Source organism: Litorihabitans aurantiacus (assembly GCF_030161595.1).
In the GTDB taxonomy this organism is placed as follows: domain Bacteria; phylum Actinomycetota; class Actinomycetes; order Actinomycetales; family Beutenbergiaceae; genus Litorihabitans; species Litorihabitans aurantiacus.
On sequence record NZ_BSUM01000001.1, the window covers coordinates 2,850,632 to 2,875,811 of the forward strand.

Genomic DNA, 25,180 nt, shown 5'->3' on the forward strand with positions numbered 1-25,180 from the left:
GACGAGCGCACGGGTGGCAGACTGACTGGCGTTCGCCACCGACCGGCACCTCCAGCCGTTCACCACCGTCTCCAGCTACGAACGGGGCCTCCTTGTCCACTCATCTGGCACCGAAGACCAGTCCGATCTCCTACGACGACGGTCAGCGCGCCACCGAGCTGCTCGCGCGCCTGGGTGAGGTCTTCGACCAGCGCATCGTGGGTCAGCGGGGCCTGCGGACGGCACTCGTCACCTCGCTCCTGGCCGGCGGGCACGTGCTCCTCGAGTCCGTACCGGGCCTCGCCAAGACGCTGAGCGCCCAGACGCTCGCCTCCGGGGTGAGCGGCACGTTCCGCCGCATCCAGTGCACGCCCGACCTCATGCCGAACGACATCATCGGCACCCAGATCTACAACTACGCGACGGGCGAGTTCTCCACCCAGCTCGGCCCGGTGCACGCCAACCTGGTGCTGCTGGACGAGATCAACCGCTCCAGCGCCAAGACGCAGTCGGCGATGCTCGAGGCGATGCAGGAGAAGCAGACCTCGATCGGCGGCGAGATCTACCCGCTCCCCAAGCCGTTCATGGTGCTGGCCACGCAGAACCCCATCGAGGAGGAGGGCACCTACGTGCTGCCCGAGGCCCAGATGGACCGCTTCCTCATGAAGGAGGTGCTGACCTACCCCGGGCCCGAGGATGAGGTCGACATCCTCCAGCGCATGTCCAGCGGCTCGCTCTCCGCCCCGCTGACGACCGAGCCCATCACCATCGAGGACACGGTCTTCCTGCAGAAGCTGGTCGACAAGGTCTACGTCGACACGGCGATCAAGCAGTACATCGTGGCGCTCATCAACACCACGCGCGGCGGCGGTCCGCGCCCGCTTCCCGGTTTCAACCAGCACGTCCGGGTCGGCGCCTCGCCGCGCGGCTCGATCGCACTGATGCGCGTCGGCCAGGCGCTCGCGCTGCAGAACGGCCGCGCCTACGTCGTCCCGGACGACGTCAAGCAGCTGCGCCACGCCGTCCTGCGCCACCGCATCGTGCGCACCTACGACGCGCTGGCCAACAACGTGCCGCCGGAGTCGCTCATCGACGCGGTGTTCGCGGCGGTCCCGAGCCCGTGAGCACCACCGGCCCGAGCACGCCGAGCAGGTCGGGCACCGTCGGCTCGAGCCAGGCGCACTCGCGCCTGGCCGCCGTGCGCGCGCGCCTCGACCTGCCGCTCGTGCGTCGCGCCGCCGGTCTGCTCGACGGCCGCCACCGCTCGATCTTCTCCGGCCACGGCCAGGACTTCGACGAGATGGCCCTCTACCTGCCGGGCGACGACGTCGGCGACATCGACTGGAAGGCGTCCGCGAGCACAGGTCACCCCGTGATCCGTCGCTTCCAGCGCGAGTCCAACCTCGCGATGGTGCTGGCGGTCGACACCGGCCGCAACATGGCCGCGCTCGCCCCCGACGGCAGCACGAAGGCCGACATCGCGCGGTTCGTGGCCGACGTCATCGGCTACCTCGCCCGCGGCCGCGGCGACCAGCTCGCCCTCGTGGCGGGCGACCGCGAGCGCGTGGTGCAGATCCCGGCGCGCGGCGGCACGGAGCACATGGAGATGCTCCTGCGACGCATCGATGCGATGTTCGCGCTCGACGCCCCGCCCTCGAACATCACGCACGTGCTCGACCGGGTGCTGACCTGGTTCACGCGCCGCAGCCTCGTCGTCGTGATCACCGACGAGGTGCGACCGCCGCTGGAGGCCGAGCAGACCGTCAAGCGGCTGCGCACGCGCCACGAGCTGCTCGTGGTCCAGGTGGCCGACGCGCTCCCCACCGCGTTCGGGGACGAGGCGGTCGACGACGTCGACGCCCCGCTCGGGATCCCCGAGTTCCTGCGCGCCCGCGCGGACATGGCGGAGGAGGCGCGCGACGCCGTCGCCCGCCGCCGCTCCGACGTCCAGGCGATGCTGCGCCGCTACGGCGTGCAGACCGTGACCGTCTCCAGCGAGGCCGACGCCGTCGACCGCCTCATGGACCTGCTGCGCAGGAGTCGCCGTGCGCGCCAGTGACCTCACCTCGATCGCGGACGGGCTCGTGCTGGCCGTCCCGGCCGACCCCCAGCCTCCCGCGCAGTACTCCTGGTGGGTGTGGGGGCTCGCGTTGCTGCTGATCGCCCTGGTCGCCGCCTGGTACTGGTGGGTCGTGTGGTCCACGCGCGCCCGCACCGTCCAGGCGCGCCGCAGCCGGACCGACGTCTACGCCGCGATCCGCACGGAGCAGCTCGCCGCCGTCGACGCCGCCTACGGCCGCTACACCAGCGGCGAGTCGGACCTGCGCACGCTGCACCTCGACCTCAACCACACGATCCGGCAGTTCGCCACGCAGCGGGCCGGCATCGACGTCTCCTCCCTGACCGTGCGCGAGCTCGGCCGGCTCGAGCACGGCGGCGCCATCCAGGAGCTCCTGGAGGACTACCAGGAGCCGGCGTTCGCCGCCGCGTCGGACAACCACGCCGAGCACGCCGCCGACCAGGCGCGGGAGGTGATCCGCACGTGGTGACCAGCGCCCTGGAGCGCCCGTGGCTGATCGCGCTCGCCGTCGTCGTCCTCCTCGCCGTGGCCGTGTTCGGCTACCTGACCCGCACCGGCCCGCAGCGCCCCGACGGCGTGCGGTGGGTCGCGAACGCCTCCTACCTGACGCAGCTCGCCTCGTTCCGCAGCCGCCTCACGCGCTACCGCGTGGGCCTGGGCGCGGTCGCCGTCGTGGCACTGACGGGTGGCGTCGCGGCCGGCGTGCTGCTCGCGCGGCCGGTGGACCGGCAGGTGCTGAACTCCGAGCTCGCCACGCGCGACATCGTGCTGTGCCTGGACGTGTCCGGCTCGATGGTGGAGTACGACGCCGAGATCGTCGACCAGTTCCTCACCCTGGTGGAGGGGTTCGACGGCGAGCGCATCGCCCTGTCGATCTGGAACCAGACCTCGCGCACCGTCTTCCCGCTGACGGACGACTACGCCCTGATCGCGGAGGAGCTCGAGGCCGCGCGCACCGCGCTCGACTTCGACATCAACGCCTACTACAACGGCTCCTACGACGAGGACGCCCTCGACCGCCTCCTTGCCTTCATCACCGGCACGGAGCTGGGCGGGGAGCAGTCGAGCTCCCTCATCGGCGACGGCCTCGCCAGCTGCGGCCTGCTGTTCGACGAGGCCGACTCCGAGCGCTCGCGCACGATCATCCTCGCCTCGGACAACCAGGTGCTCGGCACGCCGATCTACTCCCTCCCGGACGCGGCCGACGCCGTCGCCGAGCGCGAGATCGGCCTCATCGGCATCTACGCCGGGGCGAGCACGAACACCTCGGCGGCCGAGCAGAAGGAGTACGAGGACGTCGTGGCCGCGCAGGAGGGCCTGTACTTCGAGGCGTCCGACCCCAGCGCCGTCGACGCCATCATCGACCGCATCCAGTCCCAGCAGGCCATCGACCTGGACGCGACGCCCGAGGTGGTGGTGACCGACCGCCCGGTCCTGCCCGCGACGATCCTCGTGGTCGCGTTCGGCGCGCTCGTCGTCCTGCTCTGGAGGCTGCGCACATGACGCTCCAACCGCTGTGGCCCCTGTGGGCGCTCGTGCTCGTGGCCGTCCCGCTGCTCGCGTTCTGCGCGGTGATGCTGGTGCGGCAGCGCAAGCACCGCGGCGCCTGGGCGAGGCGCTCCGGCGTCGCGCTCGCGCTCGTGGCGCTGCTGCTGGGCCCGTCGGTCGTGGACCGCACCGGCTCGACCCTGCAGAGCAACGCCGAGGTCTTCTTCGTCGTCGACCGCACCGGCTCGATGGCCGCGGAGGACTACGACGGCGCGTCCCCGCGCCTGGACGGCGTGCGCCACGACGTCGAGGCGATCGTCGAGGCGTTCCCCGGCGGTCGGTACACCGTGATCGGGTGGGACTCGCAGGCGACGCGGCAGCTGCCGCTGACCACCGACGCCCGCGCCGTGCGCTCCTGGGCCGACACGGTGCGCCAGGAGCTGACCACCTACTCCGCGGGCTCGCAGGTCGACCGGCCGTACGCGGCCCTCGAGCAGGCCCTCGTGGGCGCGGCCGAACGCAACCCGAACAACGTCCGTCTCGTCTACTTCATGTCCGACGGCGAGAACACCGACGGCTCCGACTCCTCGGCCGACGCCGAGCTCACCTCCTTCGCGCCGCTGGCGCCGCTGGTCGACGGCGGTGCCGTGCTCGGGTACGGGACGGCGGAGGGCGGGCGGATGCGCAGCTACGACGGCGTCACCCCCGCCGAGCAGGCGCCCTACATCACCGACCCCACGCGGGGTGGGGCCGAGGCGGTCTCCGTGATCGACGAGGTCACGCTGCGCACCATCGCCGAGCAGCTCGGGGTCACCTACGCCCACCGCATCACGCCCGACTCGGTGGAGGGCGTCACTGCCGGCATCGACCTGGCCGACATCGCCGGCGACGGACGCCGCGAGGAGGTCCTGTACCGCCCGGTGCTGTGGCCGCTCGCCGCGATCGCGCTCGGCCTCATCACGTGGGAGATGTTCGTCATCGCCCGCGCCTACCCCACCCGGCTCGGACCGGACGGCTTCGAGACCCGCAGGAAGGTCGGTGCCCGATGAGCTCCACCCTCACCTCGCTGCCCGCGCCGGGACGGTTCGAGACGGTCGAGCAGGCGCAGGAGGCGCGCGCCCTCGCGGAGGCGGCCGCGCGCCGTCGCACGCTCCTGACGTGGTCCTCGCCCGTGGTGGCCATCGTCCTGCTGGCGGCCATCTACCTGCTGACGATCACCGCCGTCGTGATCGTGGGCGAGCGCTCCTACGGCAACCAGAGCTTCGCGACGGCGACGCGCCAGTTCTCCTGGCTGCAGAACGTCAACGCGCTCGAGCGCTGGAAGCCGCACTACAACGCGGGGACGGCGCGCTACGCGGGCGGCGGGTTCTTCTCCGCCTCGCAGGAGCTGGAGCGGGCGCTCGAGCTGGTCCCCAAGGGCACGGACGGCGAGCGCGGGGCGGACGAGTGCCGCGTGGCGATGAACCTCTCGCTGACCTACGAGGGCCTGGGCGACGAGGCGGCGCGCGCCGAGGATCCGGCGATGGCGCTCGCCTACTACGAGCAGGCGCTCGCGCAGCTCGAGGGCTGCGCCTCGGGCGGCGGCGGCGACTCCGACCAGCAGCAGGAGGCGCAGGAGAGCCAGGACCGCCAGGAGGGCAAGCAGGGCGAGCAGGAGCAGGAGCAGCAGCCGGGCGAGGAGGGCGACGGCGACCCCGCCGACCCCGACACCGACCCCGGTGAGGACCCGGCCGACCCGAGCGACGACCCCTCCGGCGACGACCCGGCGCCCGAGGAGCCGACCGAGGACCAGACGGGCGCCTCGCAGGACCCCGAGCTGTCGGACGAGGAGCGCGAGGTGGCCGAGCGCAACGCCGAGGCCGAGCGTCAGCGGCAGCAGGAGGAGCAGCAGGAGGGTGGCGGGTCCGGGGGCGGCCAGGGCTGGTGAGGCGCGGCCGGTGACGTCGGTCCCGTCGCCGGTTCACCCCGCGTCGTCGGCGATCCGCGCCGTGCGCACACCCGAGCACGCCGCGACGGCGACGGCCGCCAGGAACACCGCGGCGACCACCAGGAGCGTGGTCCGCAGCGGCAGCGCCGTCGCGAGCGCACCACCCGCGAGTGCGCCCACCACGGCGGCGGTGCGGTTGGCCGAGCGGTAGGTCGCGCTGACGCGGCCGAGCATCGCGCGCGGCGTGACGTCGTGGCGCAGACCCATCTCACTGGGTTCCTCGGCACCCATCGAGACCCCGATCACCGCCTGGCAGAGCGCGAGGTAGGTCACGAGGAGCGCCGTCGGCGCCGTCACGGGTGCGAACGCGACCGCCGCCCAGCCCAGCGCGCACACCAGTCGGCTCACGACGACGACCCGGCCCTCGCCGAGCAGGCGTGCGAGTCGGGTGGCGAGCAGCGCACCCGCCACCCCGCCGACACCCGCGGCGGTGAGAATCAGGCCGTACGCGGCCGCCGGGAGCGCGAGCGTGCGCAGCACCAGCAGCCCGAGCACCACGACGGCGACGGCGTTCGCCACGAACCACACGTGCGTCGAGACCGCGAGCGGGCCCAGCACCCGGTGCCCGTAGGTGAAGCGCACCCCGCGCGCGACGGCGCGCAGCACGGGCTCGCGCTCGGCCGCCGGCACCTCCTCCGCCTCTGCGGTGCGCGGCATACGGGCGACGGCGAGCGCGCCCCCGAGGCGGGTCAGCGAGACCGCCGCCAGCGCAACCGGCGCCCCGAGGAGCGACGTGAGCCCGCCGGCCGCCGCCGGCGCGAGCGACTGGGTCACGGTCATCGACTGCGCGACGCGCGCGTTCGCTGCCACCAGCTCGGTGCGCGGGACGAGGTCGGGCACCCACGACTGCTCCGCCGCGGCTGTGAAGACGGCGCAGCACCCCGCGAGGAACAGGACGGCGACGGCGGCCGGGAGCGTCAGCAGCCCGAGCACGTGCAGAAGCGGGATCGCCAGGAGCAGCCCGGCCTGGGCGAGGTGCGTGGACAGCAGCACGGGACGGCGTCGCCACCGGTCGACGTACGCGCCCGCGACGAGCCCGACGAGCAGGTAGGGCACGAGCTGTGCCGCCCGCACGAGGCCCACCTCGAACTCGCTCGCGCTCAGCACGTCGATGACCAGGACGTCGACGGCGACGGCACCGATCGCGAGGGCGGCGGACCCCGCCGTGGTCGAGAGCCAGAACAGGCGGAAGGGGCGACGCCGCAGCGGCTCGCGCGCCGCGCCGTCGCTCTGCCCCATCGCCCCACGGTAGCGACCGCGCTCGCCCGGCCCCGGATAGGCGCTCGTGGGAAGTTTCGCAGGCCTGAGCCTGCGGAACTTCCCCACGAGCGTGGATGCGGGCGGGTGCCCAGGCTCAGCGGCCGGCCGGAGGTCCCGCGGGCGTGGCGACGAAGGTGAGCGGCTCGCCGAGCGGCGGTGCGCCGTCGACCGCGATCAGGATCTGCTCGAGCAGCAGCTGCGTGGTCCTCGCGCGCAGGTAGGCGGGCATCGCGTCCGGGCCGCGGGGCGGGCGCGCGTCGCGGCGCGCGCCCACCAGTGCCGCCTGGAGGGATGCGCGGTCACCGGCGTCGAGCGCGACGGTCCGTGGCTCGGCAGCGTCGAGCCGGCGCGCGAGCCGCGTCGCGAGGTCGAGCACGGCCGCGCTCTCCTGCCTCGCGTTCAGGTCCTGGGTCTCCGGCCGGTCCAGCAGCGACCCCAGCAGAACGCCGGCGCCCCGCCGCTCGTCGCCGTGCCAGCGCAGCGGGCGGTGCGGGGTCGCGCCGTCGGCCACGGGCTGACGGCGGCCCTCCTCCTTGGCCGCCAGCCGCAGGTCCACGTGACGCCGGAGCGCCGCGCGCGACCGGACCCGCTCGTCGGCCAGCGCGTCGATCGCCGGTTCGAGGAACTCGGGCGCCTCCGGATCGACACCCAGGCGCAGCTCCAGGTACGTCCAGGTGGCGGAGAAACCGAGCGGCCGGCTGATCTCGAGGGCGGAGGCCAGCGCCCGCAGACGGTAGCCGTGAGAGCGACCCCGGTCGCGGACGGTACGGACCTGCAGACTCCACCCCATCCGGGCACTCTAGCCACGCCGGTCGCCGCCTCGTGGGGAACTTTCGGACGTCGGAGGCGTCCGGAACTTCCCCACGAGCGCCGGGCGGACCGGGCGGGCCCGGCGGCGGGGCGGGCGCGCCGACCCGCGGGCGTCAGCCCCAGACGAGCGCGTGCGCCGGGTCCTCGAGCACGCGCGCGACGTCGGCCAGCACGCGGGCGCCGAGCTCGCCGTCGACCAGGCGGTGGTCGAAGGACAGCGCGAGCTGCGTGACCCAGCGGGCCTTGATCTTCCCCTTGTGCACCCACGGCCGCTGCGCGATCGCGCCGAACGCGAGGATCGCGGACTCCCCGGGTTGAGGATCGGGGTACCCGTGTCGGTCCCGAAGACGCCGACGTTCGTGATGGTGATCGTGCCGTCGCTCATCTCGGCGGGCTGCGTGCGCCCGGCGCGAGCGGTCTGCGTCAGGTGCGCGATCTCCTGCGCGAGCTGGTGCAGCGTCATGCTGTGGACGTTCTTGATGTTCGGGACCACGAGCCCGCGCGGGGTCGCGGCCGCGATGCCGAGGTTCGTGTAGTGCTTGTAGACGATCTCCTGGCGCTCCTCGTCCCAGGACGCGCTGACCTCCGGGTGGCGGCGCGTCGCGAGGATGAGCGCCCGGGCCGCGATGAGCAGCGGCGTGACGCGGACGTCGGCGAACTCGCGGTCCTCGCGCAGCTTCGCGACGAGCTTCATCGTGCGCGTGACGTCGACCGTCTGGAACACCGTGACGTGCGGCGCCGTGAAAGCCGAGGCCACCATCGCCTCCGCGGTCCGGCGGCGCACCGAGCGCACGGGGACGCGGGTCTGGCGGCCGTCGGCCGAGACGACGCCGTCGATGAGCCACGGCCCGTCGTCGGCGGGGTAGGTCGCGAGCGAGCGCGGCTCGCCCTGACGGGCTCGGGCGATCACGTCGTCGCGCGTGATGATCCCGCCCGGGCCCGACGGCGTGACCGTCTCCAGCGCGATCCCCAGGTCCTTCGCGAGCTTCCGCACCGGCGGCTTGGCGAGCATCGGTGCGCCGGTCGACGACGGCGTCGAGACCAGTGCCGCCGGGCGCTCGGGCGCCGGGGCGGGGGTGGGTGCGGGCGTGGGTTCGGAGGTGGGCGACGGCGCGGGCGGGGCCTCCGCCGTCGGGGCCTCGTCCGCCGTCGCGCCCGAGTCCTGCGGGGTGGCGGGCGCGCCGCGGCGTGGGCGCCGCGCCGTCGCCGCGTGCGACGTGCCGTAGCCCACCAGGACGCCGCCGGAGGTCTCGGGCTCGTCGGTCGACCCGTGCGCCGGGGCCGGCGGGACGGGCGCGACGTCGGGGGCATGAGCGACGGAGACGTCGCCGTCGCCCCCCGTAGCCGGCGCCTCGCCGTCGGGATCCGTGTCGACGACGACGATCGCCGTGCCGACGTCGACCGTCTGCCCGGCGGTCACGAGCAGCTCGGCCACCACACCGTCCCAGGGGCTCGGGAGCTCCACGAGCGACTTGGCGGTCTCGATCTCGACGATCACCTGGTTGACGCTCACGGTGTCGCCGACGGCGACGCGCCACTCGACGATGTCGGCCTCGGTGAGGCCCTCGCCGACGTCGGGGAGGGCGAAGCGCTGCAGCTGGGGCACGGGGGTCCTTGGTGTTCGGGCGCGGTTCGGGCGCGGGGTCGGGGCGCGGCTCAGTACGCGAGCGCGCGGTCCACGGCGTCGAGGATGCGGTCGAGCGAGGGCAGGTACTCGGTCTCGACCGCAGCGGCGGGGTAGGGCGTGTGGAAACCGCCGACGCGCAGCACGGGGGCCTCCAGGTGGTGGAAGCAGCGCTCCGTGACGGCCGCGGCGATCTCGGCGCCGGGGCCGAAGAACATCGGAGCCTCGTGCGCCACCACCAGGCGCGTGGTCCGCTCGACCGACTCCACGAGGGTGTCGACGTCGATCGGAGAGATCGAGCGCAGGTCGACGACCTCGACGTCGTGCCCCTCCTGCTGCGCGACCTGCGCGGCCGCGAGCGCCGTCGCGACCGTGGGGCCGTACGCCGCGATCGTGAGGTCGGCGCCGGGGCGGACGATGCGCGCGTGGTGCAGCGACCGCCAGCCGTCGGGGCCGAGGTCGACGCCGCTCCCCGAGAGGTCGACCTCGCCCTTGTCCCAGTAGCGCGACTTGGGCTCGAGGAAGATGACCGGGTCGGGCGAGGCGATGGACTGCTGGATCATCGCGTAGGCGTCGGCAGAGGTGGCGGGCGTGACGATCCGCAGGCCCGCGGTGTGCGCGAACAGGGCCTCGGGCGACTCGCTGTGGTGCTCGATCGCGCCGATGTTGCCGCCGTAGGGGATGCGGATGACGACGGGGACCTCGAGAAGGCCCTTCGAGCGGTAGCGCAGCTTGGCCAGCTGCGTGGTGATCTGGTCGAACGCGGGGAAGACGAACCCGTCGAACTGGATCTCGACGACGGGCCGGTAGCCCGCCATCGCCAGGCCGATCGCCGTGCCGAGGATTCCCGACTCCGCCAGCGGGGAGTCGACCACGCGCTGCGTGCCGAACTCGGCCTGGAGCCCGTCGGTGACGCGGAAGACGCCGCCGAGGCGGCCGATGTCCTCGCCCATGAGCATCACGCGGTCGTCGGTGGCCAGCGCGCGGCGCAGGCCGGCGTTGATCGCCTTCGCGAGCGGGAGGCGCTCGGTGCCCGTCGGGGCGGGAGCGGTGGTGACGGTCATCGGGCGGCCACCGCGCGGTCGGCGTCGGCGTCGCCGGCCGCGAAGCCCGCCTCGTACCGCTGGAACCACGCGCTCTCCTGCTCCACGAGCGGGTGCCGGTCGGCGTAGACGTGCTCGAACATCGAGCTCGCGGGCGGCGGGGTGAGCGCGCGGCAGTAGGCGCGCACACCGGCGGTGAGCTCGGCGGCGTCGGCCTCGACGGCGGCGAAGAAGTCGGCGTCGGCGTGGCCCTCCGCACGCAGCAGCGCGGCGAGGCGCTCGATCGGGTCGCGCCGCGCCCAGGCCTCCTCCTCGGCGCGCTCGCGGTAGCGGGTGGGGTCGTCCGACGTCGTGTGCGCGCCCATCCGGTAGGTGACGGCCTCGATGAACGTGGGCCCGCCGCCGGCGCGCGCCCGCTCGAGAGCCGCCTCGGTGACGGCGCGGACGGCGAGGACGTCGTTGCCGTCCACCCGCACGCTCGGGACGCCGAAGCCGGTGCCGCGCTCGACGAGCGGGACCGTGGTCTGGACCGTGGTCGGCGCGGAGATGGCCCACTGGTTGTTCTGGCAGAAGAACACGACGGGGGCGTTGGTGGTCGCTGCGAAGACGAGGGCCTCGTTGACGTCGCCCTGCGCCGTCGCGCCGTCACCGAAGTAGGCCACGACGGCGCGGTCGCGGTCCGTGCCGGTGCCGACGTCGCCGTCGCGCTGGACGCCCATCGCGTAGCCGGTGGCGTGCAGCGTGTGCGAGCCGATGACCAGCGTGTACAGGTGGAAGCCGTGCGCGGTGGGGTCCCAGCCGCCGTGCTGCGTGCCGCGGAACAGGTGCAGCAGCTCGTGCAGCGGGAGACCGCGGACGTGGGCGACGCCGTGCTCGCGGTAGGAGGGGAAGACGTGGTCGCGCTCGCGGAGCGCGTGGGCGGAGCCGATCTGGGCGGCCTCCTGGCCGCGGCACTCGGGCCACAGGCCGAGCTCGCCCTGGCGCTGGAGGCTCGTGGCCTCGCGGTCGAAGGCCCGGGTGAGGGCCATGTCGCGGTACATCGCGCGCAGCTCCTGCGGCGTGACGCGCGCCGACGCCGCGGCGTAGAGGCCGTGACCGCTGAGCTCGAGCGCCTCCTGCGCGAGGCGGGTGCCGTCCGGCGCGACGAGCCGGACGGTGCCGGCCGTCTCGCACGGGTCCGGCCAGGTCAGCTCGGTGCTCGCCGTCGGCGCGACGGGGGTCTCGGTGCGGCTCACGTGGCTCCTCGGGTGGTGAGGTCAGGCGGTGGGCGACGGACGGCGGCTGCGACGGTCGGTCGTGGGACCTACGCAGCCGTAACCTACGGATGCGTAGCCTACGGTAGCGTAACTTGCCGTCGTCGTCGCGCTCCCGCGGCGCCGCCGCGCGGCCCGCGGCGATGGTCCTGGTCGTCGTCGACCGCCTCGCCCGCCCGACCCCCTCCGCGGCTTCAGCCGGCTGCGAGGAACTCCCCCGCGACGTCGAGCACCAGGTCGCACGCGTCCCGGTCGCCGACGCTGATCCGGACGCCCTCGCCCGCGAACGGGCGCACGAGCAGGCCCGCCTCGGCGAAGGCCCGGGCCAGCACGCCGGCGCGGTCGCCGACGCCGAGCCACACGAAGTTGCCCTGCGCGTCGGGCACGTCCCAGCCCTGGCCGCGCAGACCGGCGACGAGGCGGTCGCGCTCGACCACGAGCGCGTCGACGCGATCGAGCAGCGCGTCCCGCTGCCGCAGCGACTCCACGGCCGCGACCTGCGCGAGCGCGTTGACACCGAACGGGGTGGAGGCGGCGCGGAAGCCGGCGATCAGCCGCGCGCGCCCGACGGCGTAGCCCACCCGCAGGCCGGCCAGGCCGTAGGCCTTGGAGAAGGTCCGCAGCACCACGAGCCGGTTGTGGCCCGGCAGGAGGGAGGCGGAGTCGACGACGGCGGGGTCGCGCACGAACTCGACGTAGGCCTCGTCCAGGAGCACCAGGACGTCGCTCGGCGCCTCGGCGAGCACGCGCTCGACCTCGGCCTGCGTGAGCACCGGGCCGGTGGGGTTGTTCGGCGTGCACAGGAGGATCGCGCGCGTGCGCCCGGTGATCGCGGCGAGCATCGCGTCGACGTCGTGGCGCCCGTCGGGCGTGAGCGGCACCGGGACGGAGGTTGCCCCCGTGACGGCGACGGCGATGGGGTAGGCCTCGAAGGAGCGCCACGCGTGGACGACCTCGTCCCCCTCCTGGCACAGGGCGCGCAGGATCGTCTCGAGCACCGCGGTCGAACCGTTGCCGACGACGACCTGGTCGGTCTCGACCCCGTGCAGCTCCGCCAGGGCGGCGATGAGCTCGCTCGTGGCCATGTCGGGGTAGCGGTTGAGGTCTGCGGCGGCATCGGTGACCGCGGTCAGCACCCCGGGCAGCGGCGGATAGGGGTTCTCGTTGGAGGAGAGCTTCTCGACCATCGCCCCCTGCGGGCGGGCGCCCGGGACGTAGACCGGCAGGGCGAGCACCGGCTCGCGGAGACGAACCTTGCGGGGGAGCTGGACATGCGTCCAAGCATGCCCGAGCGCGCGGTGCCCCACCGCTGCGCCGAGTCGCGGTGCGAGACTGGGGTCATGAAGGAGCTCCTCTGGCGAAGCGTCGTGTCGGCCGGTGCGGTGTGGGTGGCCGACGCCCTGATCCGCGGCATCTCGGTGACCGAGGTCGCGCAGTGGTGGCAGCAGGTGCTCGTCTACCTCGTGGTCGGCGCCGTGCTCGCGATCGTCCAGATGATCATCAAGCCGATCGTGGCGGCGCTGACGTTCCTCCTCTACATCCTGACGCTGGGGCTGTTCGGGATCGTCGTGAACGCGCTGATGCTCATGCTCGTCTCCGCCGTGACCGGCAACTTCGCGTGGGGCCTGCAGGTCGACGGGTTCTGGCCGGCCGCCGTGCTGGGCGGGATCGTCGTCTCGATCGCGACGATGATCCTGGCTGCGGTGCTGCCGCGGCCGCAGCGGCGGCGGGGCTGACGGGGCGGGCTACTTCACGCTGCCGCGGTAGGTCGCGGCCGTCACGACGGCGTCCTCCCCGGCCCAGTAGGGAGCCATCTCCTCCTCCCACTCGCGCAGCTGGGCGAAGTCGCCGTTCTCGATCATCTCGGCGGTCTCGATGTAGAGATCCATGCCGTGCCCCCTGATCGGACCGGCATCGGTCCCGTCCGCAGCGAGGTGTCGTACGACGTCGACCTCGTTCTCGGCGGCGCCGCCGTCCCGTGCGCCCATGTCGCCGGAGAACGCCGGGACGGCGTCCTCGACGTTCGCTACGTTCAGGACCGCGACGCCCTCCGGAGGCGCCTGCATATGGGACACCGGTGAGCCGAAGGTGACCACTCCCTTGACGTCGAAGCGATCACGGAACGCGGGTTTCGAGGCGAGCCGGGTCATCACCATTCCACCGAAGGAGTGACCAGCCAGAACTACAGGCTCGTCGGCAGGGATTCCGGCTTGCTCCATCGCTGCGAGGACGAACACCTCACCCGTACTCCCGAGCCCTGAGTAGCTGCCCAGAGTCTGCTGCCAGTTGAAGGGCTGAAAGGGGTGGACGCCCTTCGCGCCGTGAACCGAGACGACCCAACTGACTCGACCGTTCTGCTCGACGCGCTGGATATCGATCACACCGTCGGCCCCGCCCGCGTCCTCGTCCACCAGGCCCACCCGCCTGGCGACGTCGGAAAGGCCGGAGGCTGCTGGCTCCCCCAGGGCCGGCGCCGGCGGATCGAGAACTACCTGGCGTGCGATGAACCCACCGCTACCGGCCACGAACGGGCCATAGAGCCCGCCGGCGGAAAGGTAGGGCGCGAGTATCTGGGTGATCGAGGCGAGGTGCGCCACATCGAGATCGTCGACCAGACGGGAGATGCTCGAACCGTGGATCGGGTTTCGCCCGGACGCCATGTCGAGGCCCGCGTTGATGCCCAGCTCGGCGAAGAACCCCATCGGGATCAGCGGCAACGAGCCGAGGAACGGGATCGAGAAGGCGGGGCGAGCTTCGGCCTCGGCCTCCTCGTAGCCGCGGTTGGCCTCACGGACCGCGCTGGCTCGCTCACTGGCTGCCGCCTCGAGTGCGGTCGCGGCAACGATGGCTTGCATGAGCGCTGTCATCGCGACCCCGCGGGCGCCGTCCGGTGTCTCGGCCAGGCCGAGGACGCGGCCGTGCGCGGCCGCCAGGGCTGCCGACGCGCGTTCCGCACCGGTTCGGGCGGCATCCAGGTCGAAGGCGAGGTCCTCGATCTCCTGCGAATCGACGGTGATGTAGAGCGAGGTCATGCCACGGTCCTCTCGATGGGGCGGATCGGGGCCGGTCGGGCGGGAACGACCGGCGCGGGCTGCAGCAGCGCCCAGAAGGTCGAGCCGCCGCTGGGCGGGTATCCCTGGAGCGCGAGGTGCGCGTCAATTCGCGAGGAGTGGAGCAGCGCGAGCGCCCTCTCGGCCTCGTCGATCCGATCGCGCAACGCCTGGGCGAGCGCGACGTCCGCCCGCCACGCCTGCGCGTACCCGACCGCGGCGTCACCGCTCCAGATCGTGGGTTCCGCGCGGAGAACTGCGACCCACGAGTCGTAGGCGTGCGTAGAAGCGTCGCCAGCGTTGATCGGAATCGGTGTCATGCGGCGAGGCTAGGAACGCGACCGCGCCGCCGGAAGGCCCACCCGACCCGCCGTGCACGGCGACGACGCCCGCCACGCCTGGGGACACCGCGCCCTGCGCCACCGCCGCAGATCCGGATCCGGACCCGCCCGCCCGACCCCCGGGCACGCCGTCGGCGCCTGCGCGCGATGCGGAACAATGGCGGCATGCCGACCTCCGAGCAGACCGCCGCGCCGTCCGAGCAGCCCCAGCAGAGCGACCCCACCCGCCCCTGGGCCGCGCTCGCCGACGACCCGACCATCGCGCTCGGTCCGCTCGACGGCCGCTACCGCTCCGACGTCGCGCCGCTCGTGGACCACCTGTCCGAGGCCGCGCTCAACCGCGCCCGCCTCCACGTCGAGGTCGAGTGGCTCATCCACCTGACGGCGACCGGCGCGATCCCCGGCGCGCCCACGCTCACCGAGGCCGAGGTCGCGTACCTGCGCGACGTCGTCGCGACCTTCGGCCCCGAGCAGATCGCCGAGCTCGGCGCGATCGAGGCCGAGACGCGGCACGACGTCAAGGCCGTCGAGTACTTCCTCAAGCGCCGTCTGGCCGACGCCGCCGGCGTGCTCGAGCGGACGTCGCTGCCCGCGGCGAGCGAGCTGGTGCACATCTTCTGCACGAGCGAGGACATCAACAACCTGGCCTACGCCGTCACGGTGCGCTCCGCCGTCCACGACGTGTGGCTGCCGGCCGCGCACGGGGTGGCCGACGCCGTCGCCGACCTCGCGCGCGACCAGGCCGCGACGCCGATGCTCGCGCGCACGCACGGCCAGCCCGCCACGCCCGTCACGCTCGGCAAGGAGCTCGCCGTGCTCGCGCACCGCCTGCGCCGCCAGCTCGCGCGCATCGCCGCGGACGAGACGCTCGGCAAGATCAACGGCGCCACCGGCACGTTCGGTGCGCACGCGATCTCGGTGCCCGGGACGGACTGGGAGGAGGTCGCGCGGACGTTCGTCGAGGGCCTGGGCCTGACCTGGAACCCGCTGACGACGCAGATCGAGAGCCACGACTGGCAGGCGGAGCTGTACTCCGACGTCGCGCGCTTCAACCGCGTGCTGCACAACCTCGCGACCGACGTGTGGACCTACATCTCGCTCGGCTACTTCGCGCAGCGGCTCTCGGCGCAGGGGTCGACCGGCTCCTCGACGATGCCGCACAAGGTCAACCCGATCCGGTTCGAGAACGCCGAGGCCAACCTCGAGGTCTCGAGCGCGCTGCTGGACAACCTGTCCGCCACGCTCGTCACCTCGCGTCTCCAGCGCGACCTCACCGACTCCTCCAGCCAGCGCACGATCGGGATCGCGTTCGGGCACTCGCTGCTCGCGATCGCTAACGTCACGCGCGGGCTCGCGGGGCTCGACGTCGACGCCGCCGCGATGGCGCGCGACCTCGACGCGAACTGGGAGGTGCTCGGGGAGGCCGTGCAGTCCGCGATGCGCGCGGCCGGGATCGCCGGCGCGTCGGGGATGGCCGACCCCTACGAGCGACTGAAGGAGCTGACGCGCGGGCGTCGCGTGGACGGTGACGGGATGCGCGCGTTCATCGGCGACCTCGGGCTGCCGGGCGACGTCGAGGCGCGGCTGCTCGCGATGACGCCCGCGGACTACACGGGGTACGCCGAGCGGCTCGTGGCGCACCTGGGCTGAGGCGCGCCGGTCGGGCGGGCGACGGCGGGACGCGCGTCGGGAATCCTCTCGCGGAGGGTCAGCAATCCTCTCGCGAAGGCGGTGGCGCCTCGCGAGGGTCAGGGGCGGCGGGTGAGGACGAACAGGCGGGGGCGGTGGCCCTTCGCGAAGTACTGCGGGCGCGCCACCACCCTCCAGCGCGGGTCCGCGCCCAGCACCGTCTCGAAGCGGCGGATGTCGTGGGTCAGCACGCCCGCGCGCACGTCCGGCGCTCCCAGGTGGTCGATCGCGTCGAGCAGTCGCTCGTACAGCGTCGCGTTCGTCTCGTGCTCGCCGAGCAGCTCGCCCCAGGGCGGGTTCGCCACCACGACGTCGTAGCCCCCCGCGAGCGCCGCGTCCGCCGGGAGGTCGGCCACGTCCGCCACGCGCGTGACCACCCGCCCGCGGGCGCGGGCCGCGCGCTGGTGCGCCGCCGTCGCCCGGATCGCCTCGGCGCTCACGTCGACGGCGAGCACCTCCCCGCGCCCCCGCGCGCCAGGCGCTCGATCACGATCGTGCCGGAGCCGCACATGACGTCGGCGAACCGGTCGGACTCCCCCACCCCCAGCTCGTCCACGACGGCGGCCGCGATCGTCGCGTTCAGCGCCCCCGGGTAGCGCTCGGTGCGCCAGGCGCGGGTGGCGAGCGGACGCGGCGTCGTGCGCACCAGCGCCTCCCAGCCCGGCCCGTGCGAGGCGCGGCGCACCCGCACGAGGAGGTCGCCGTCGTCGGGATCGACCTCGAGCCCCGCCACCGCCGCCAGCTCGGAGGCGAGCCGCTGCATCTGCGGCGTGTGCGAGCCGGCCGCCTCGAGCCGCAGCGCCGTGAACCGCACGCGCGGCCGCTGCCGCGCCACCAGCGCGAGCACGTCGGCGAACGCCCGCGTCACCTCGGTGGCGAGCAGCCCGGTCGGCCGCGGGGCGGGCGAGGTCAGCACCGCGTGGGCGGCGACGGCGGTACGCAGCCCCGCCAGCACGCCCAGCGCCGCGGGGGTCGCCGGGACGGTGAGCGCGAGCTCCTCGGCGTCGTCCGGCACCTGCGGGTTCGCCGCCAGCCCCGCGCGCTCGAGCTCGCGGCCCAGCGCGGGGGCGACACCTGGCAGCACGCTGAGCACGACAGCGAGGCGTGGCTCCGACACCGATTCCGAGCGCGACCCCTCGCCCAGGGAGGCTGGCCCGGGCGGGTGAGCCCCCACCCGGCGTGTCGGTCCGGCGTTTCGGGTCGGTTCGGGAGGTCGAGCCGCCGTGGGCGAGGGTGCCGCGTCGGGTCGGTCGTGGGCGTCACCGGGGTCGCGGCGTCAGTCGCGGTAGCCGCGCTGCATGAGGCGCGAGATCGTCACACCGGCCGCGGCGACCACGAGCATCCCGCCCGCCACGAGCATGATCCCCGCGGGGATGCCGAGGATGATCCGCTCCACGCGCACCACCTCGGTGCCGGCGTCGACGGCCCCGTAGATCGACGGGCCGAACGTGACGTCGTCGGACAGCTGGGACGGGTTCGAGATGGTCTGGTCGACCACCGTCATCACGGCCGTGCCGCCGTACGGCTCGAGCCAGTCCGCCAGCAGCGGCGACGTCGCGACGTCGACCGGACCGGAGAAGCGCACGGTGGCGGACGACGGCGTGGAGGTGCGGTCGAGCCGCTCGGTCCCGATCACGTAGGTGCTGAGGTCGACCGGCAGCGCGCCGCCCGCCGTCAGGAGCACCGGCGCGATCGGCTCGGGGCTCGCGAAGCGCATCTCGACCACCGGGGTCGAGCGGGCGTCCAGCGACTCGGGCGCCGGGTCCAGGGAGATCTCGGAGATCGTCCAGCCGGCGCCGACGTAGCGCTCCAGCGCGGAGGCGGTCTCCTCGCCGATCTCGAACCCCTGGTTCTGGTAGTAGCCGATGATCGCCGCGGCCGAGTTGGGGTCGTGGGGGCGCGCGCCGTCGCCCACGGGAGCGAGCGCCGTGTCGGGCCGGAGCCAGAACGGGGTGTCGTCACCGCCGCCGAAGGACTGCAGGTCGGGCCACCACTCCTCCTCCTCGATGACCTCGGGCGATCCGGCGTCGACGAACGCCTGCATGAGGTCGGGGTCGGCGATCGCCATCAGCGGGCGGGTCGGCGTCGCGATGAGGACGATCGCCGGCTCGGTCGCGTCGCTGCGGCCCTGGAGGTCGTACTCGAGCAGCATCCGCTGCTGCCCGTCGGCCCAGCTCACCACGGTGCGCTGGGCGCTGATGTCGAGGTCACCCTCGCTCACGAGCACCGGCCCGGCCGCGGTGGCGGGTGCGGCGAGCCCCAGGGTGGCCGCGAGCGCCGCCGTCGCCAGCAGGGTGCGACGCGTGCGAGGTCCGGGGCGGGCGGCGCGACCAGTCATGGGTCCCACCGTATGGGGCGGGGCGGGGACGGGCGGGCGGGCGTCCGCGATGCCCACAGAATCGTCACGAACTCGTTATCGGGAAACTTCGCCCTATACCCCCAGGGGGTAGGGGTGTATGGTCGACGGCGAAGGAGGCACCATGCCCGGTTACGCAGGGACGAAGGACGACTACGCCAAGCGGATGCGGCGGATCGAGGGCCAGGTCCGCGGCATCGCCCGCATGATCGACGAGGACACCTACTGCATCGACGTGCTGACCCAGGTCGCCGCCGTCACGAAGGCACTCCAGGCCGTCAGCCTCGGTCTCGTCGAGGACCACCTGAGCCACTGCGTGGTCGACGCCGCGCGCACCTCCCCCGAGGACGGCCAGATCAAGGTGCGTGAGGCGGCCGACGCCATCGCGCGCCTCGTGCGCAGCTGACCCCCGCCCGACCCACCACCCCACCCCGAGGAGACACCATGACCACGCTCACCACCATCGACGTCACCGGTATGACCTGCGGCCACTGCGTCTCGGCCGTCACGAACGAGCTGAACGAGGTCGACGGCGTCGAGCGCGTGACCGTCGAGCTCGTGAACGGCGGCACGTCGCACGTGACCGTGTTCTCCGACGACGAGCTCCCGGCCGACGCGCTGCGCGCCGCGATCGACGAGGCCGGCTACGAGACCACCGGCATCGAGAGCCACGACGCCGAGCAGGAGTTCGAGCAGCTCGCCCAGGTGCGCGAGCACGAGGCTGAGAAGGACTCGTGACCACGCCGACGCACGACACGCCTCCTCCTCCGCACCGGGTCGAGCCGCTGGGCGAGATCGACCTCGCGGTCGAGGGGATGACGTGCGCGAGCTGCGTCGCCCGGGTCGAGCGCAAGCTGTCGCGGCTGCCCGGCGTCACGGCCGAGGTCAACCTCGCGCTCGAGCAGGCGCACGTCGTGCTCACCGAGCCCGCGAGCGACGACGAGCTGCTCGCCGCCGTCGCGAGCGCCGGGTACACCGCACGCGTGATCGGGCGCGAGGTGCCGACGGCGGAGCACGACTCCCACGACGGCCACCACGGCCACCACCACGCGAACGACTACAGCGCGGACGCCGCGGATCACGACGCGTCCGACCTCTCGGCCCCCGTGGCCGACCGGGGGACGGTGCTGCGCCGTCGGCTGGTCGTCGCCTCGATCCTGACCCTGCCGGTCCTGGTCCTGTCGATGGTGCCGCCGCTGCAGTTCGCCGGCTGGCAGTGGGTCGTCGCGGCGCTCACGCTGCCGGTCGTGACGTGGGCGGCGTGGCCGTTCCACGTCGCCGCTGCGCGCGCCGGGCGGCACGGCTCCTCGACCATGGACACGCTCGTCTCGCTCGGCGTGATCGCCGCGTCGCTGTGGTCGCTGTGGGCGCTCGTGCTCGGCGGCGCCGGGATGATCGGCATGCGCATGGAGCCGACACTCGTGCCCCGCCTCGGCGGGGCGGGCGAGCACGGCGGGATGCCGGAGCTCTACTTCGAGGTCGCCGCCGTCGTCGTGACCTTCCTGCTGGCCGGCCGGTACGCGGAGCACCGCGCGCGGCGCTCCTCGGGCGACGCGCTGCGCAGCCTGCTCGAGCTCGGCGCCAAGGAGGCCGTGCTGGTCGAGACCGCGGCGGACGGCACGCGCACCGAGCGGTCCGTGCCGATCGGCGACCTCGCCGTCGGTGACCTGTTCGCGGTGCGCCCGGGCGGGGCCATCGCGACCGACGGCGAGGTGGTCGAGGGGCGATCCGCCGTCGACACCTCGCTGCTGACGGGCGAACCCGTCCCGGTCGACGTCGGACCCGGCGACACCGTCACCGGCGCGACGGTCAACACCTCCGGCGCGCTGCTCGTGCGCGCGACGCGCATCGGGTCCGACACCGCGCTCGCGCAGATCTCGCGACTCGTCTCGCGCGCGCAGACCGGCAAGGCCCCGGTGCAGCGCCTCGCGGACCGCATCTCGGCGGTGTTCGTGCCGATCGTGGTGCTGCTCGCGCTCGCGACGCTCGGGGTCTGGCTGACGATCGGGGCGTTGGGCGGCACGAGCGGACAGAGCGGTCAGGGCCTCAGCACCGGCGAGGTGCAGGTGGCGTTCACGGCCGCCGTCGCCGTCCTGATCATCGCGTGCCCCTGCGCGCTCGGCCTCGCGACGCCGACGGCGCTGCTGGTCGGCACCGGGCGCGGCGCGCGGCTCGGCATCCTCATCAAGGGTCCGGAGATCCTCGAGGCCACGCGCCGCGTGGACGTCGCCGTGCTCGACAAGACCGGGACGATCACGGCCGGGCGGATGGCCGTGACCGAGGTCGCCGCCGCCCGTGGGGACGACGACGCCGCGCGCGCCGAGGTGCTCGCCCTCGCGGGGGCGCTCGAGCGCAGCTCGGAGCACCCGATCGCGCGGGCGGTCGTGGCCGCCGCCGAGACGGCCGGTGGCGCCGCCCCCGAGGTGACGGACTTCGACTCCGCCGCCGGGTTCGGCGTGAGCGGGCGGCTGACGGACGGCGCGCGCGTCGCCGTCGGGCGCCCGGGCTGGATCGCGGAGCAGGGCGAGGTGCCGGCGGTGGTGGGCGACGCCGTCGCGCGCCTCGAGGCGACCGGCGCGACGACCGTGGTCCTCGCGCGGGGCGACGCAGGCGGGGCCCTGACGGCGATCGGCGTGATCGCGCTGGCCGACGAGATCAAGGAGACCTCGCGGGAGGCGGTCGCCGAGCTCGTGGCGCTCGGGATCGAGCCCGTGCTGCTGACGGGTGACCAGGAGGCCGCCGCACGGACGGTGGCGGACGCGGTCGGGATCGAGCGCGTCGTCGCCGGCGTGCTGCCCGAGGGCAAGGTGGCCGAGGTCGAGCGGCTGCAGGCCGCCGGCCGCGTGGTGGCGATGGTCGGCGACGGCGTGAATGACGCCGCGGCGCTCGCGCAGGCCGACCTGGGCCTCGCGATGGGGACGGGCACCGACGTCGCGATCGAGGCGAGCGACCTCACGCTGGTGCGGGGCGACCTGCGCAGCGCACCGCGCGCGATCGCGCTGTCGCGACGGACGCTGCGGGTCATCAAGCAGAACCTGTTCTGGGCGTTCGCCTACAACGTGGCCGCGATCCCGCTGGCGGCGCTCGCGCTGCTCAACCCGATGATCGCGGGTGCCGCGATGGCCGCCAGCTCGGTCATCGTGGTGACGAACTCGCTGCGGCTGCGCTCCGCCTGAGGCCGGCGCGGCGCCGCCGGCCACCGCGCACCGGCCACCCGCCACCCGCCACCCGCCGCCGGCCACCAGCCACCGTGAGGAAGAAGCAACGGTCGTGGGGAAGGAGCAGCCCGCTCCTTCCCCACGACCGTTGCTTCTTCCTCACGCACCTCGGAGGCTCAGCGGAAGCGTCGACCCTCGTCGTTGCGGTAGGCCAGGACCGCCATCGTCGCGAACACCGCCGTCCACGCCAGGAACACCGGGATTGCGTAGCCGACGTCGCTCTGCCCCGTGGTCGCGAGCACCATCACCTCGCGTGCCGCGCGGCTGGGGAGCCCCGTCGAGACGAGGTCGAGCCAGCCGGGGAACATGTTCGGCGGCAGGAACAGACCGCCGGCGAACGCGAGCGGGAACAGCACGACCTGCACGACGGCGATGGCCGCCTTCGCCGACATCGAGTAGCCGATGGCGAGCCCGAGCAGGGTGAACGGCACCGCGACGGCCAGGACCGCCGCGACCGCGACCACCAGTCGCAGCGCCGACAGCGACGCCTCGGTGAAGATCGCCCCCACGAGCCCCAGCGGGACGAGCGAGATCGCGGTGAAGCACAGGCCGTTCAGGACGCGCCCGACCAGGCGCGGCCCGGCCCCGGCCGGCAGCGTGCGGACGTAGCCGTCGAAGGGCTGGCCGCGGTCCTCGGCCACGCCCGTGCCGTGGGTGAACAGGCAGGCCGACATCACCGCGAAGACGCCGAGCTGGGCGATCGCCTGCGTCGCGATCACGGGGTCGTCGGCGACGGCGGAGTTCGGCACCACGAAGAAGAACGCCGCGAGCGCCGGGAAGAGCGCCGCGCTGATGACGGCGATCGGCACGCGCACGGTCTCGAGGAACTGCGCGCGCAGGTGGATCAGCGTGAGGCGCGCGAACGCGACCGGGCGCGCGTCGGCGTCCTGCGCGGTGCGGACCTCGCGGGTGGTGCGGGCGGGGGTGGCGGTGTCGGGGGTGCTCATCGGAGCGCTCCGTTCGCGGTCGTGCCGGTCGGGCCGGTCATGGCGAGGAAGGCCTCCTCGAGGCTCGCGCCCCGCACCTCGAGGCCGGTGAAGTCGACGTCGCCGCGCACGATCGCGCGCACGACGGCGTCGGAGTCGGTCGTGAGGACCGAGGTGCGCCCGTCGGCGATGGTGACGTCGACGACGCCGTCGAGCCCCCGCAGGCGGGTCTCGTCGGCCGGGTCGGCCAGGGTCAGCCGGACGTGACGGGCGCCGACGCGCGCCAGGATCGTGGGGAGGTCGTCGTCGGCGAGCACGCGCCCGCCGTCGATCACGACGACGCGCTGCGCGAGCGCCTCGATCTCCTCCAGGTAGTGGCTCGTGACGACGACGCACGCACCGCTCGCCTGGTAGCCGCGCACGGCCTCCCACAGCACGCGCCGGGCGTCGACGTCGAGGCCCGTGGTCGGCTCGTCCAGCAGCACGATCCGGGGCCGCCCCACGATCGCGAGGGCGACGGCGAGCCGCCGCTTCTGGCCGCCGGAGAGTCCCCCGGTCTGACGCGAGGCGAGGTCGGTCAGGCCGAACATCTCGATCAGCTCACCGGTCGGCAGCGGCGAGGGGTAGTGGGCGCCGACGAAGTCGACGACCTCCCGCACCTTGAGCGTGCCGGGCAGCCCGGTCTCCTGCGGGGTGGTGCCGAGCAGGATGCGGCTCGCGGCGTCGCGGGGGTCGCGGCCGAAGAGACGGACCGTGCCGCGCGTAGGGCGCCGCAGGCCGGAGACGAGGCTCAGGAGCGTGGACTTGCCGGCGCCGTTGGGGCCGAGCATGCCGACGAGCTGACCCTCCTCGAGGGTGAGCGAGACGTCGTCGAGCGCGGTGACGGCGTCGAACGTGCGCGTCACCCCCTCGAGCACGGCCGCGGGGACGGGACTGGTGGTGCTCATGCGGTGCCTCCCAGGATGGCGGTCAGGGCGGTGCGGTAGCCGGCGAGGGCGGTGCGACCGGCGTCGGACAGGGCGAGGTAGGTGACGGGCGTGCGCTTCTCGTGCGTCTTCGTGACCTCGACGTAGCCGGCGTCCTCCAGCTTGCGCAGGTGGGTGGAGAGGTTGCCGGCGGTCATGTCGAGCTCCGAGCGCAGGCGCGGGAAGGCGATGACGTCCCCGGGGACGAGCTCGGCCAGCACGACGACGATCCGCAGCCGGGCGGGGGCGTGGATCACGGGATCGAGGTCGGTCACGGCCGGCTCCCGCGCACGGCGCGGCGGCTGCGGACCACGTGCGCGACGACGGCACCCAGCAGCAGTCCGCCACCCCCGCGGTCGCCATGAGGAGGTAGTTGCCGGGCGTGCCGGCGAGGGCGCCGATCCCTGCCATGAGCGCGATCCAGACACCGAGCACGAACCACGGCACGTCACGCTCCATCGCGCCGCCCGCCATGTAGAGGGCGCCGACGACGAGGCACGGCAGCGCGGCACCGACGATGCCGGAGATCTCCGGCGAGACGTCCGCCCGACCGAGGCCCGCGAACACCAGGCCGACGGCGATGAAGGCGACGCACCAGGTCCAGCCGTACATCGCCCCCGTCACGACGCGCGCTCCGCGCAGGCCGCGCGAGCGGCGGAGCACGTGGGCGATCGTGACGGCGACCGCGGCGGCCAGCAGGGCGTAGAACACGGTGAAGGCCCAGCCGGACGGGCGGTCGGCGCCCGGCGCGCGAGCGGTCAGCCACAGGACGCCGAAGCCGAACAGCCAGGCGAGGCCCCAGACCGCGTAGATGAGGCGCGGGTCGGGGGTGAGGCGGCTGCCGACGCGGCCGCCGTCGCCGAGGATGCGGGCGGCGACGGCGGGGTCGAGGGCGTCGTCGTCCGGGTGCGGCGTTCCGTGTGTCGTCATGCAGACAGGTTTGCAGAGCAAACTCGTTTGCGTCAAGAGGCGCGCGTGGAGCTGTTCGGATGGCGCTGGGGACTGCGGCGACACGAGCGGCGGCGACCGTCCGGGCAGCAAAGAGGCCGGCCTCCGGTTCGCCCCACCGAAGGCCGGCCGATGCCAGTTCTACCACAGCGGATTCACCACC

The 25,180-nt window shown here is 73.8% G+C and carries 24 protein-coding genes and 1 pseudogene; 11 read left to right on the forward strand and 14 right to left on the reverse strand.

What is annotated here, in order from left to right; all coding sequences use genetic code 11:
- The first annotated feature begins 92 nt into the window (after positions 1-92).
- Genes QQK22_RS13575 through QQK22_RS13600 form a run of 6 tightly spaced genes read left to right on the forward strand, consistent with a single transcriptional unit; the run spans position 93 to position 5,474 of the window.
- Positions 93-1,103, forward strand: a complete 1,011-nt coding sequence (locus tag QQK22_RS13575; protein WP_284251477.1) for an AAA family ATPase — start codon at positions 93-95, stop codon at positions 1,101-1,103.
- A complete protein-coding gene (locus QQK22_RS13580; RefSeq protein ID WP_284251478.1) occupies positions 1,100-2,038 on the forward strand; it encodes a DUF58 domain-containing protein in 939 nt (312 codons plus the stop codon). The genes QQK22_RS13575 and QQK22_RS13580 overlap by 4 nt, the downstream gene beginning before the upstream one ends.
- The gene (locus tag QQK22_RS13585; protein WP_284251479.1) at positions 2,025-2,528 is read left to right on the forward strand and encodes a hypothetical protein; all 504 of its coding nucleotides are present in this window, start codon (positions 2,025-2,027) and stop codon (positions 2,526-2,528) included. Before QQK22_RS13580 ends, QQK22_RS13585 begins: the two co-directional genes overlap by 14 nt.
- A complete protein-coding gene (locus QQK22_RS13590; RefSeq protein WP_284251481.1) occupies positions 2,522-3,562 on the forward strand; it encodes a vWA domain-containing protein in 1,041 nt (346 codons plus the stop codon). Before QQK22_RS13585 ends, QQK22_RS13590 begins: the two co-directional genes overlap by 7 nt.
- Positions 3,559-4,596: a vWA domain-containing protein gene (locus tag QQK22_RS13595; RefSeq protein ID WP_284251483.1), complete on the forward strand. Its 1,038-nt coding sequence runs from the start codon at positions 3,559-3,561 to the stop codon at positions 4,594-4,596. Before QQK22_RS13590 ends, QQK22_RS13595 begins: the two co-directional genes overlap by 4 nt.
- On the forward strand, positions 4,593-5,474 hold the full coding sequence (locus QQK22_RS13600) for a hypothetical protein (RefSeq protein ID WP_284251485.1): 882 nt from the start codon (positions 4,593-4,595) through the stop codon (positions 5,472-5,474). The genes QQK22_RS13595 and QQK22_RS13600 overlap by 4 nt, the downstream gene beginning before the upstream one ends.
- 33 nt (positions 5,475-5,507) lie before the next feature.
- Here QQK22_RS13600 and QQK22_RS13605 read toward each other — a convergent pair whose 3' ends face one another.
- The 6 genes and pseudogenes from QQK22_RS13605 to hisC all read right to left on the reverse strand — a co-directional run bounded on the left by QQK22_RS13605 (position 5,508) and on the right by hisC (position 12,831).
- The gene (locus QQK22_RS13605) at positions 5,508-6,773 is read right to left on the reverse strand and encodes an MFS transporter (RefSeq protein ID WP_284251486.1); all 1,266 of its coding nucleotides are present in this window, start codon (positions 6,771-6,773) and stop codon (positions 5,508-5,510) included.
- A 115-nt stretch (positions 6,774-6,888) separates the two neighbouring features.
- Positions 6,889-7,584, reverse strand: a complete 696-nt coding sequence (locus tag QQK22_RS13610) for a hypothetical protein (RefSeq protein ID WP_284251487.1) — start codon at positions 7,582-7,584, stop codon at positions 6,889-6,891.
- 133 nt (positions 7,585-7,717) lie between these two features.
- A pseudogene (locus QQK22_RS13615) lies at positions 7,718-9,210 on the reverse strand (dihydrolipoamide acetyltransferase family protein).
- Between the two features lie 50 nt (positions 9,211-9,260).
- Positions 9,261-10,292, reverse strand: a complete 1,032-nt coding sequence (locus QQK22_RS13620) for an alpha-ketoacid dehydrogenase subunit beta (RefSeq protein WP_284251488.1) — start codon at positions 10,290-10,292, stop codon at positions 9,261-9,263.
- Positions 10,289-11,506: a pyruvate dehydrogenase (acetyl-transferring) E1 component subunit alpha gene (gene pdhA, locus QQK22_RS13625; RefSeq protein WP_431310161.1), complete on the reverse strand. Its 1,218-nt coding sequence runs from the start codon at positions 11,504-11,506 to the stop codon at positions 10,289-10,291. Before pdhA ends, QQK22_RS13620 begins: the two co-directional genes overlap by 4 nt.
- 212 nt (positions 11,507-11,718) lie before the next feature.
- Complete coding sequence (gene hisC / locus QQK22_RS13630) at positions 11,719-12,831, reverse strand: histidinol-phosphate transaminase (RefSeq protein WP_284251489.1); 1,113 nt, start codon at positions 12,829-12,831, stop codon at positions 11,719-11,721.
- Between the two features lie 33 nt (positions 12,832-12,864).
- Here hisC and QQK22_RS13635 point away from each other — a divergent pair, with 33 nt between their 5' ends.
- Entirely contained in the window at positions 12,865-13,260 is a 396-nt protein-coding gene (locus tag QQK22_RS13635) for a phage holin family protein (RefSeq protein ID WP_284251491.1), read from the forward strand.
- 9 nt (positions 13,261-13,269) lie between these two features.
- On the opposite strand, the gene QQK22_RS13640 is transcribed toward QQK22_RS13635, so the two are convergent.
- Positions 13,270-14,556, reverse strand: a complete 1,287-nt coding sequence (locus QQK22_RS13640) for a hypothetical protein (RefSeq protein WP_284251492.1) — start codon at positions 14,554-14,556, stop codon at positions 13,270-13,272.
- Positions 14,553-14,894, reverse strand: a complete 342-nt coding sequence (locus tag QQK22_RS13645) for a hypothetical protein (RefSeq protein WP_284251493.1) — start codon at positions 14,892-14,894, stop codon at positions 14,553-14,555. The genes QQK22_RS13640 and QQK22_RS13645 overlap by 4 nt, the downstream gene beginning before the upstream one ends.
- Positions 14,895-15,080: 186 nt before the next feature.
- Between QQK22_RS13645 and purB the strand changes: the two genes are divergently transcribed.
- Positions 15,081-16,565: an adenylosuccinate lyase gene (gene purB, locus QQK22_RS13650; protein WP_284251494.1), complete on the forward strand. Its 1,485-nt coding sequence runs from the start codon at positions 15,081-15,083 to the stop codon at positions 16,563-16,565.
- 98 nt (positions 16,566-16,663) lie between these two features.
- Here purB and QQK22_RS13655 read toward each other — a convergent pair whose 3' ends face one another.
- The 3 genes from QQK22_RS13655 to QQK22_RS13665 form a co-directional block, all read right to left on the reverse strand.
- Positions 16,664-17,044 carry a class I SAM-dependent methyltransferase gene (locus tag QQK22_RS13655; RefSeq protein ID WP_284251495.1) on the reverse strand — a complete coding sequence of 127 codons (381 nt, stop codon included), beginning with the start codon at positions 17,042-17,044 and terminating at the stop codon, positions 16,664-16,666.
- Complete coding sequence (locus tag QQK22_RS13660; protein WP_284251496.1) at positions 17,041-17,697, reverse strand: class I SAM-dependent methyltransferase; 657 nt, start codon at positions 17,695-17,697, stop codon at positions 17,041-17,043. Before QQK22_RS13660 ends, QQK22_RS13655 begins: the two co-directional genes overlap by 4 nt.
- A 183-nt stretch (positions 17,698-17,880) precedes the next feature.
- A complete protein-coding gene (locus tag QQK22_RS13665) occupies positions 17,881-18,942 on the reverse strand; it encodes a DUF2330 domain-containing protein (RefSeq protein ID WP_284251497.1) in 1,062 nt (353 codons plus the stop codon).
- Positions 18,943-19,084: 142 nt separating this feature from the next.
- On the opposite strand from QQK22_RS13665, the gene QQK22_RS13670 reads away from it, so the two are divergent.
- Genes QQK22_RS13670 through QQK22_RS13680 form a run of 3 tightly spaced genes read left to right on the forward strand, consistent with a single transcriptional unit; the run spans position 19,085 to position 22,136 of the window.
- Positions 19,085-19,366 (forward strand): metal-sensitive transcriptional regulator, encoded by a 282-nt coding sequence (locus QQK22_RS13670; protein WP_284251498.1) that lies wholly within the window; start codon positions 19,085-19,087, stop codon positions 19,364-19,366.
- Positions 19,367-19,404: 38 nt separating this feature from the next.
- Positions 19,405-19,698 (forward strand): heavy-metal-associated domain-containing protein, encoded by a 294-nt coding sequence (locus QQK22_RS13675; protein WP_284251499.1) that lies wholly within the window; start codon positions 19,405-19,407, stop codon positions 19,696-19,698.
- Positions 19,695-22,136: a heavy metal translocating P-type ATPase gene (locus QQK22_RS13680; RefSeq protein ID WP_284251500.1), complete on the forward strand. Its 2,442-nt coding sequence runs from the start codon at positions 19,695-19,697 to the stop codon at positions 22,134-22,136. Before QQK22_RS13675 ends, QQK22_RS13680 begins: the two co-directional genes overlap by 4 nt.
- Positions 22,137-22,294: 158 nt before the next feature.
- On the opposite strand, the gene QQK22_RS13685 is transcribed toward QQK22_RS13680, so the two are convergent.
- Genes QQK22_RS13685 through QQK22_RS13695 form a run of 3 tightly spaced genes read right to left on the reverse strand, consistent with a single transcriptional unit; the run spans position 22,295 to position 24,344 of the window.
- The gene (locus tag QQK22_RS13685; protein WP_284251501.1) at positions 22,295-23,125 is read right to left on the reverse strand and encodes an ABC transporter permease; all 831 of its coding nucleotides are present in this window, start codon (positions 23,123-23,125) and stop codon (positions 22,295-22,297) included.
- Complete coding sequence (locus tag QQK22_RS13690) at positions 23,122-24,051, reverse strand: ABC transporter ATP-binding protein (RefSeq protein WP_284251503.1); 930 nt, start codon at positions 24,049-24,051, stop codon at positions 23,122-23,124. Before QQK22_RS13690 ends, QQK22_RS13685 begins: the two co-directional genes overlap by 4 nt.
- A complete protein-coding gene (locus QQK22_RS13695) occupies positions 24,048-24,344 on the reverse strand; it encodes a transcriptional regulator (protein WP_284251504.1) in 297 nt (98 codons plus the stop codon). Before QQK22_RS13695 ends, QQK22_RS13690 begins: the two co-directional genes overlap by 4 nt.
- Positions 24,345-25,180 lie beyond the last annotated feature (836 nt).

Coding starts and splice junctions, on each gene's coding strand:
- QQK22_RS13595 (WP_284251483.1), top strand. CDS start 3,559: ATGACGCTCCAACCGCTGTGGCCCCTGTGGGCGCTCGTGCTCGTGGCC.
- QQK22_RS13600 (WP_284251485.1), top strand. CDS start 4,593: ATGAGCTCCACCCTCACCTCGCTGCCCGCGCCGGGACGGTTCGAGACG.
- QQK22_RS13605 (WP_284251486.1), bottom strand. CDS start 6,773: ATGGGGCAGAGCGACGGCGCGGCGCGCGAGCCGCTGCGGCGTCGCCCC.
- QQK22_RS13610 (WP_284251487.1), bottom strand. CDS start 7,584: ATGGGGTGGAGTCTGCAGGTCCGTACCGTCCGCGACCGGGGTCGCTCT.
- QQK22_RS13620 (WP_284251488.1), bottom strand. CDS start 10,292: ATGACCGTCACCACCGCTCCCGCCCCGACGGGCACCGAGCGCCTCCCG.
- QQK22_RS13635 (WP_284251491.1), top strand. CDS start 12,865: ATGAAGGAGCTCCTCTGGCGAAGCGTCGTGTCGGCCGGTGCGGTGTGG.
- QQK22_RS13640 (WP_284251492.1), bottom strand. CDS start 14,556: ATGACCTCGCTCTACATCACCGTCGATTCGCAGGAGATCGAGGACCTC.
- QQK22_RS13645 (WP_284251493.1), bottom strand. CDS start 14,894: ATGACACCGATTCCGATCAACGCTGGCGACGCTTCTACGCACGCCTAC.
- purB (WP_284251494.1), top strand. CDS start 15,081: ATGCCGACCTCCGAGCAGACCGCCGCGCCGTCCGAGCAGCCCCAGCAG.
- QQK22_RS13665 (WP_284251497.1), bottom strand. CDS start 18,942: ATGACTGGTCGCGCCGCCCGCCCCGGACCTCGCACGCGTCGCACCCTG.
- QQK22_RS13670 (WP_284251498.1), top strand. CDS start 19,085: ATGCCCGGTTACGCAGGGACGAAGGACGACTACGCCAAGCGGATGCGG.
- QQK22_RS13675 (WP_284251499.1), top strand. CDS start 19,405: ATGACCACGCTCACCACCATCGACGTCACCGGTATGACCTGCGGCCAC.
- QQK22_RS13685 (WP_284251501.1), bottom strand. CDS start 23,125: ATGAGCACCCCCGACACCGCCACCCCCGCCCGCACCACCCGCGAGGTC.
- QQK22_RS13690 (WP_284251503.1), bottom strand. CDS start 24,051: ATGAGCACCACCAGTCCCGTCCCCGCGGCCGTGCTCGAGGGGGTGACG.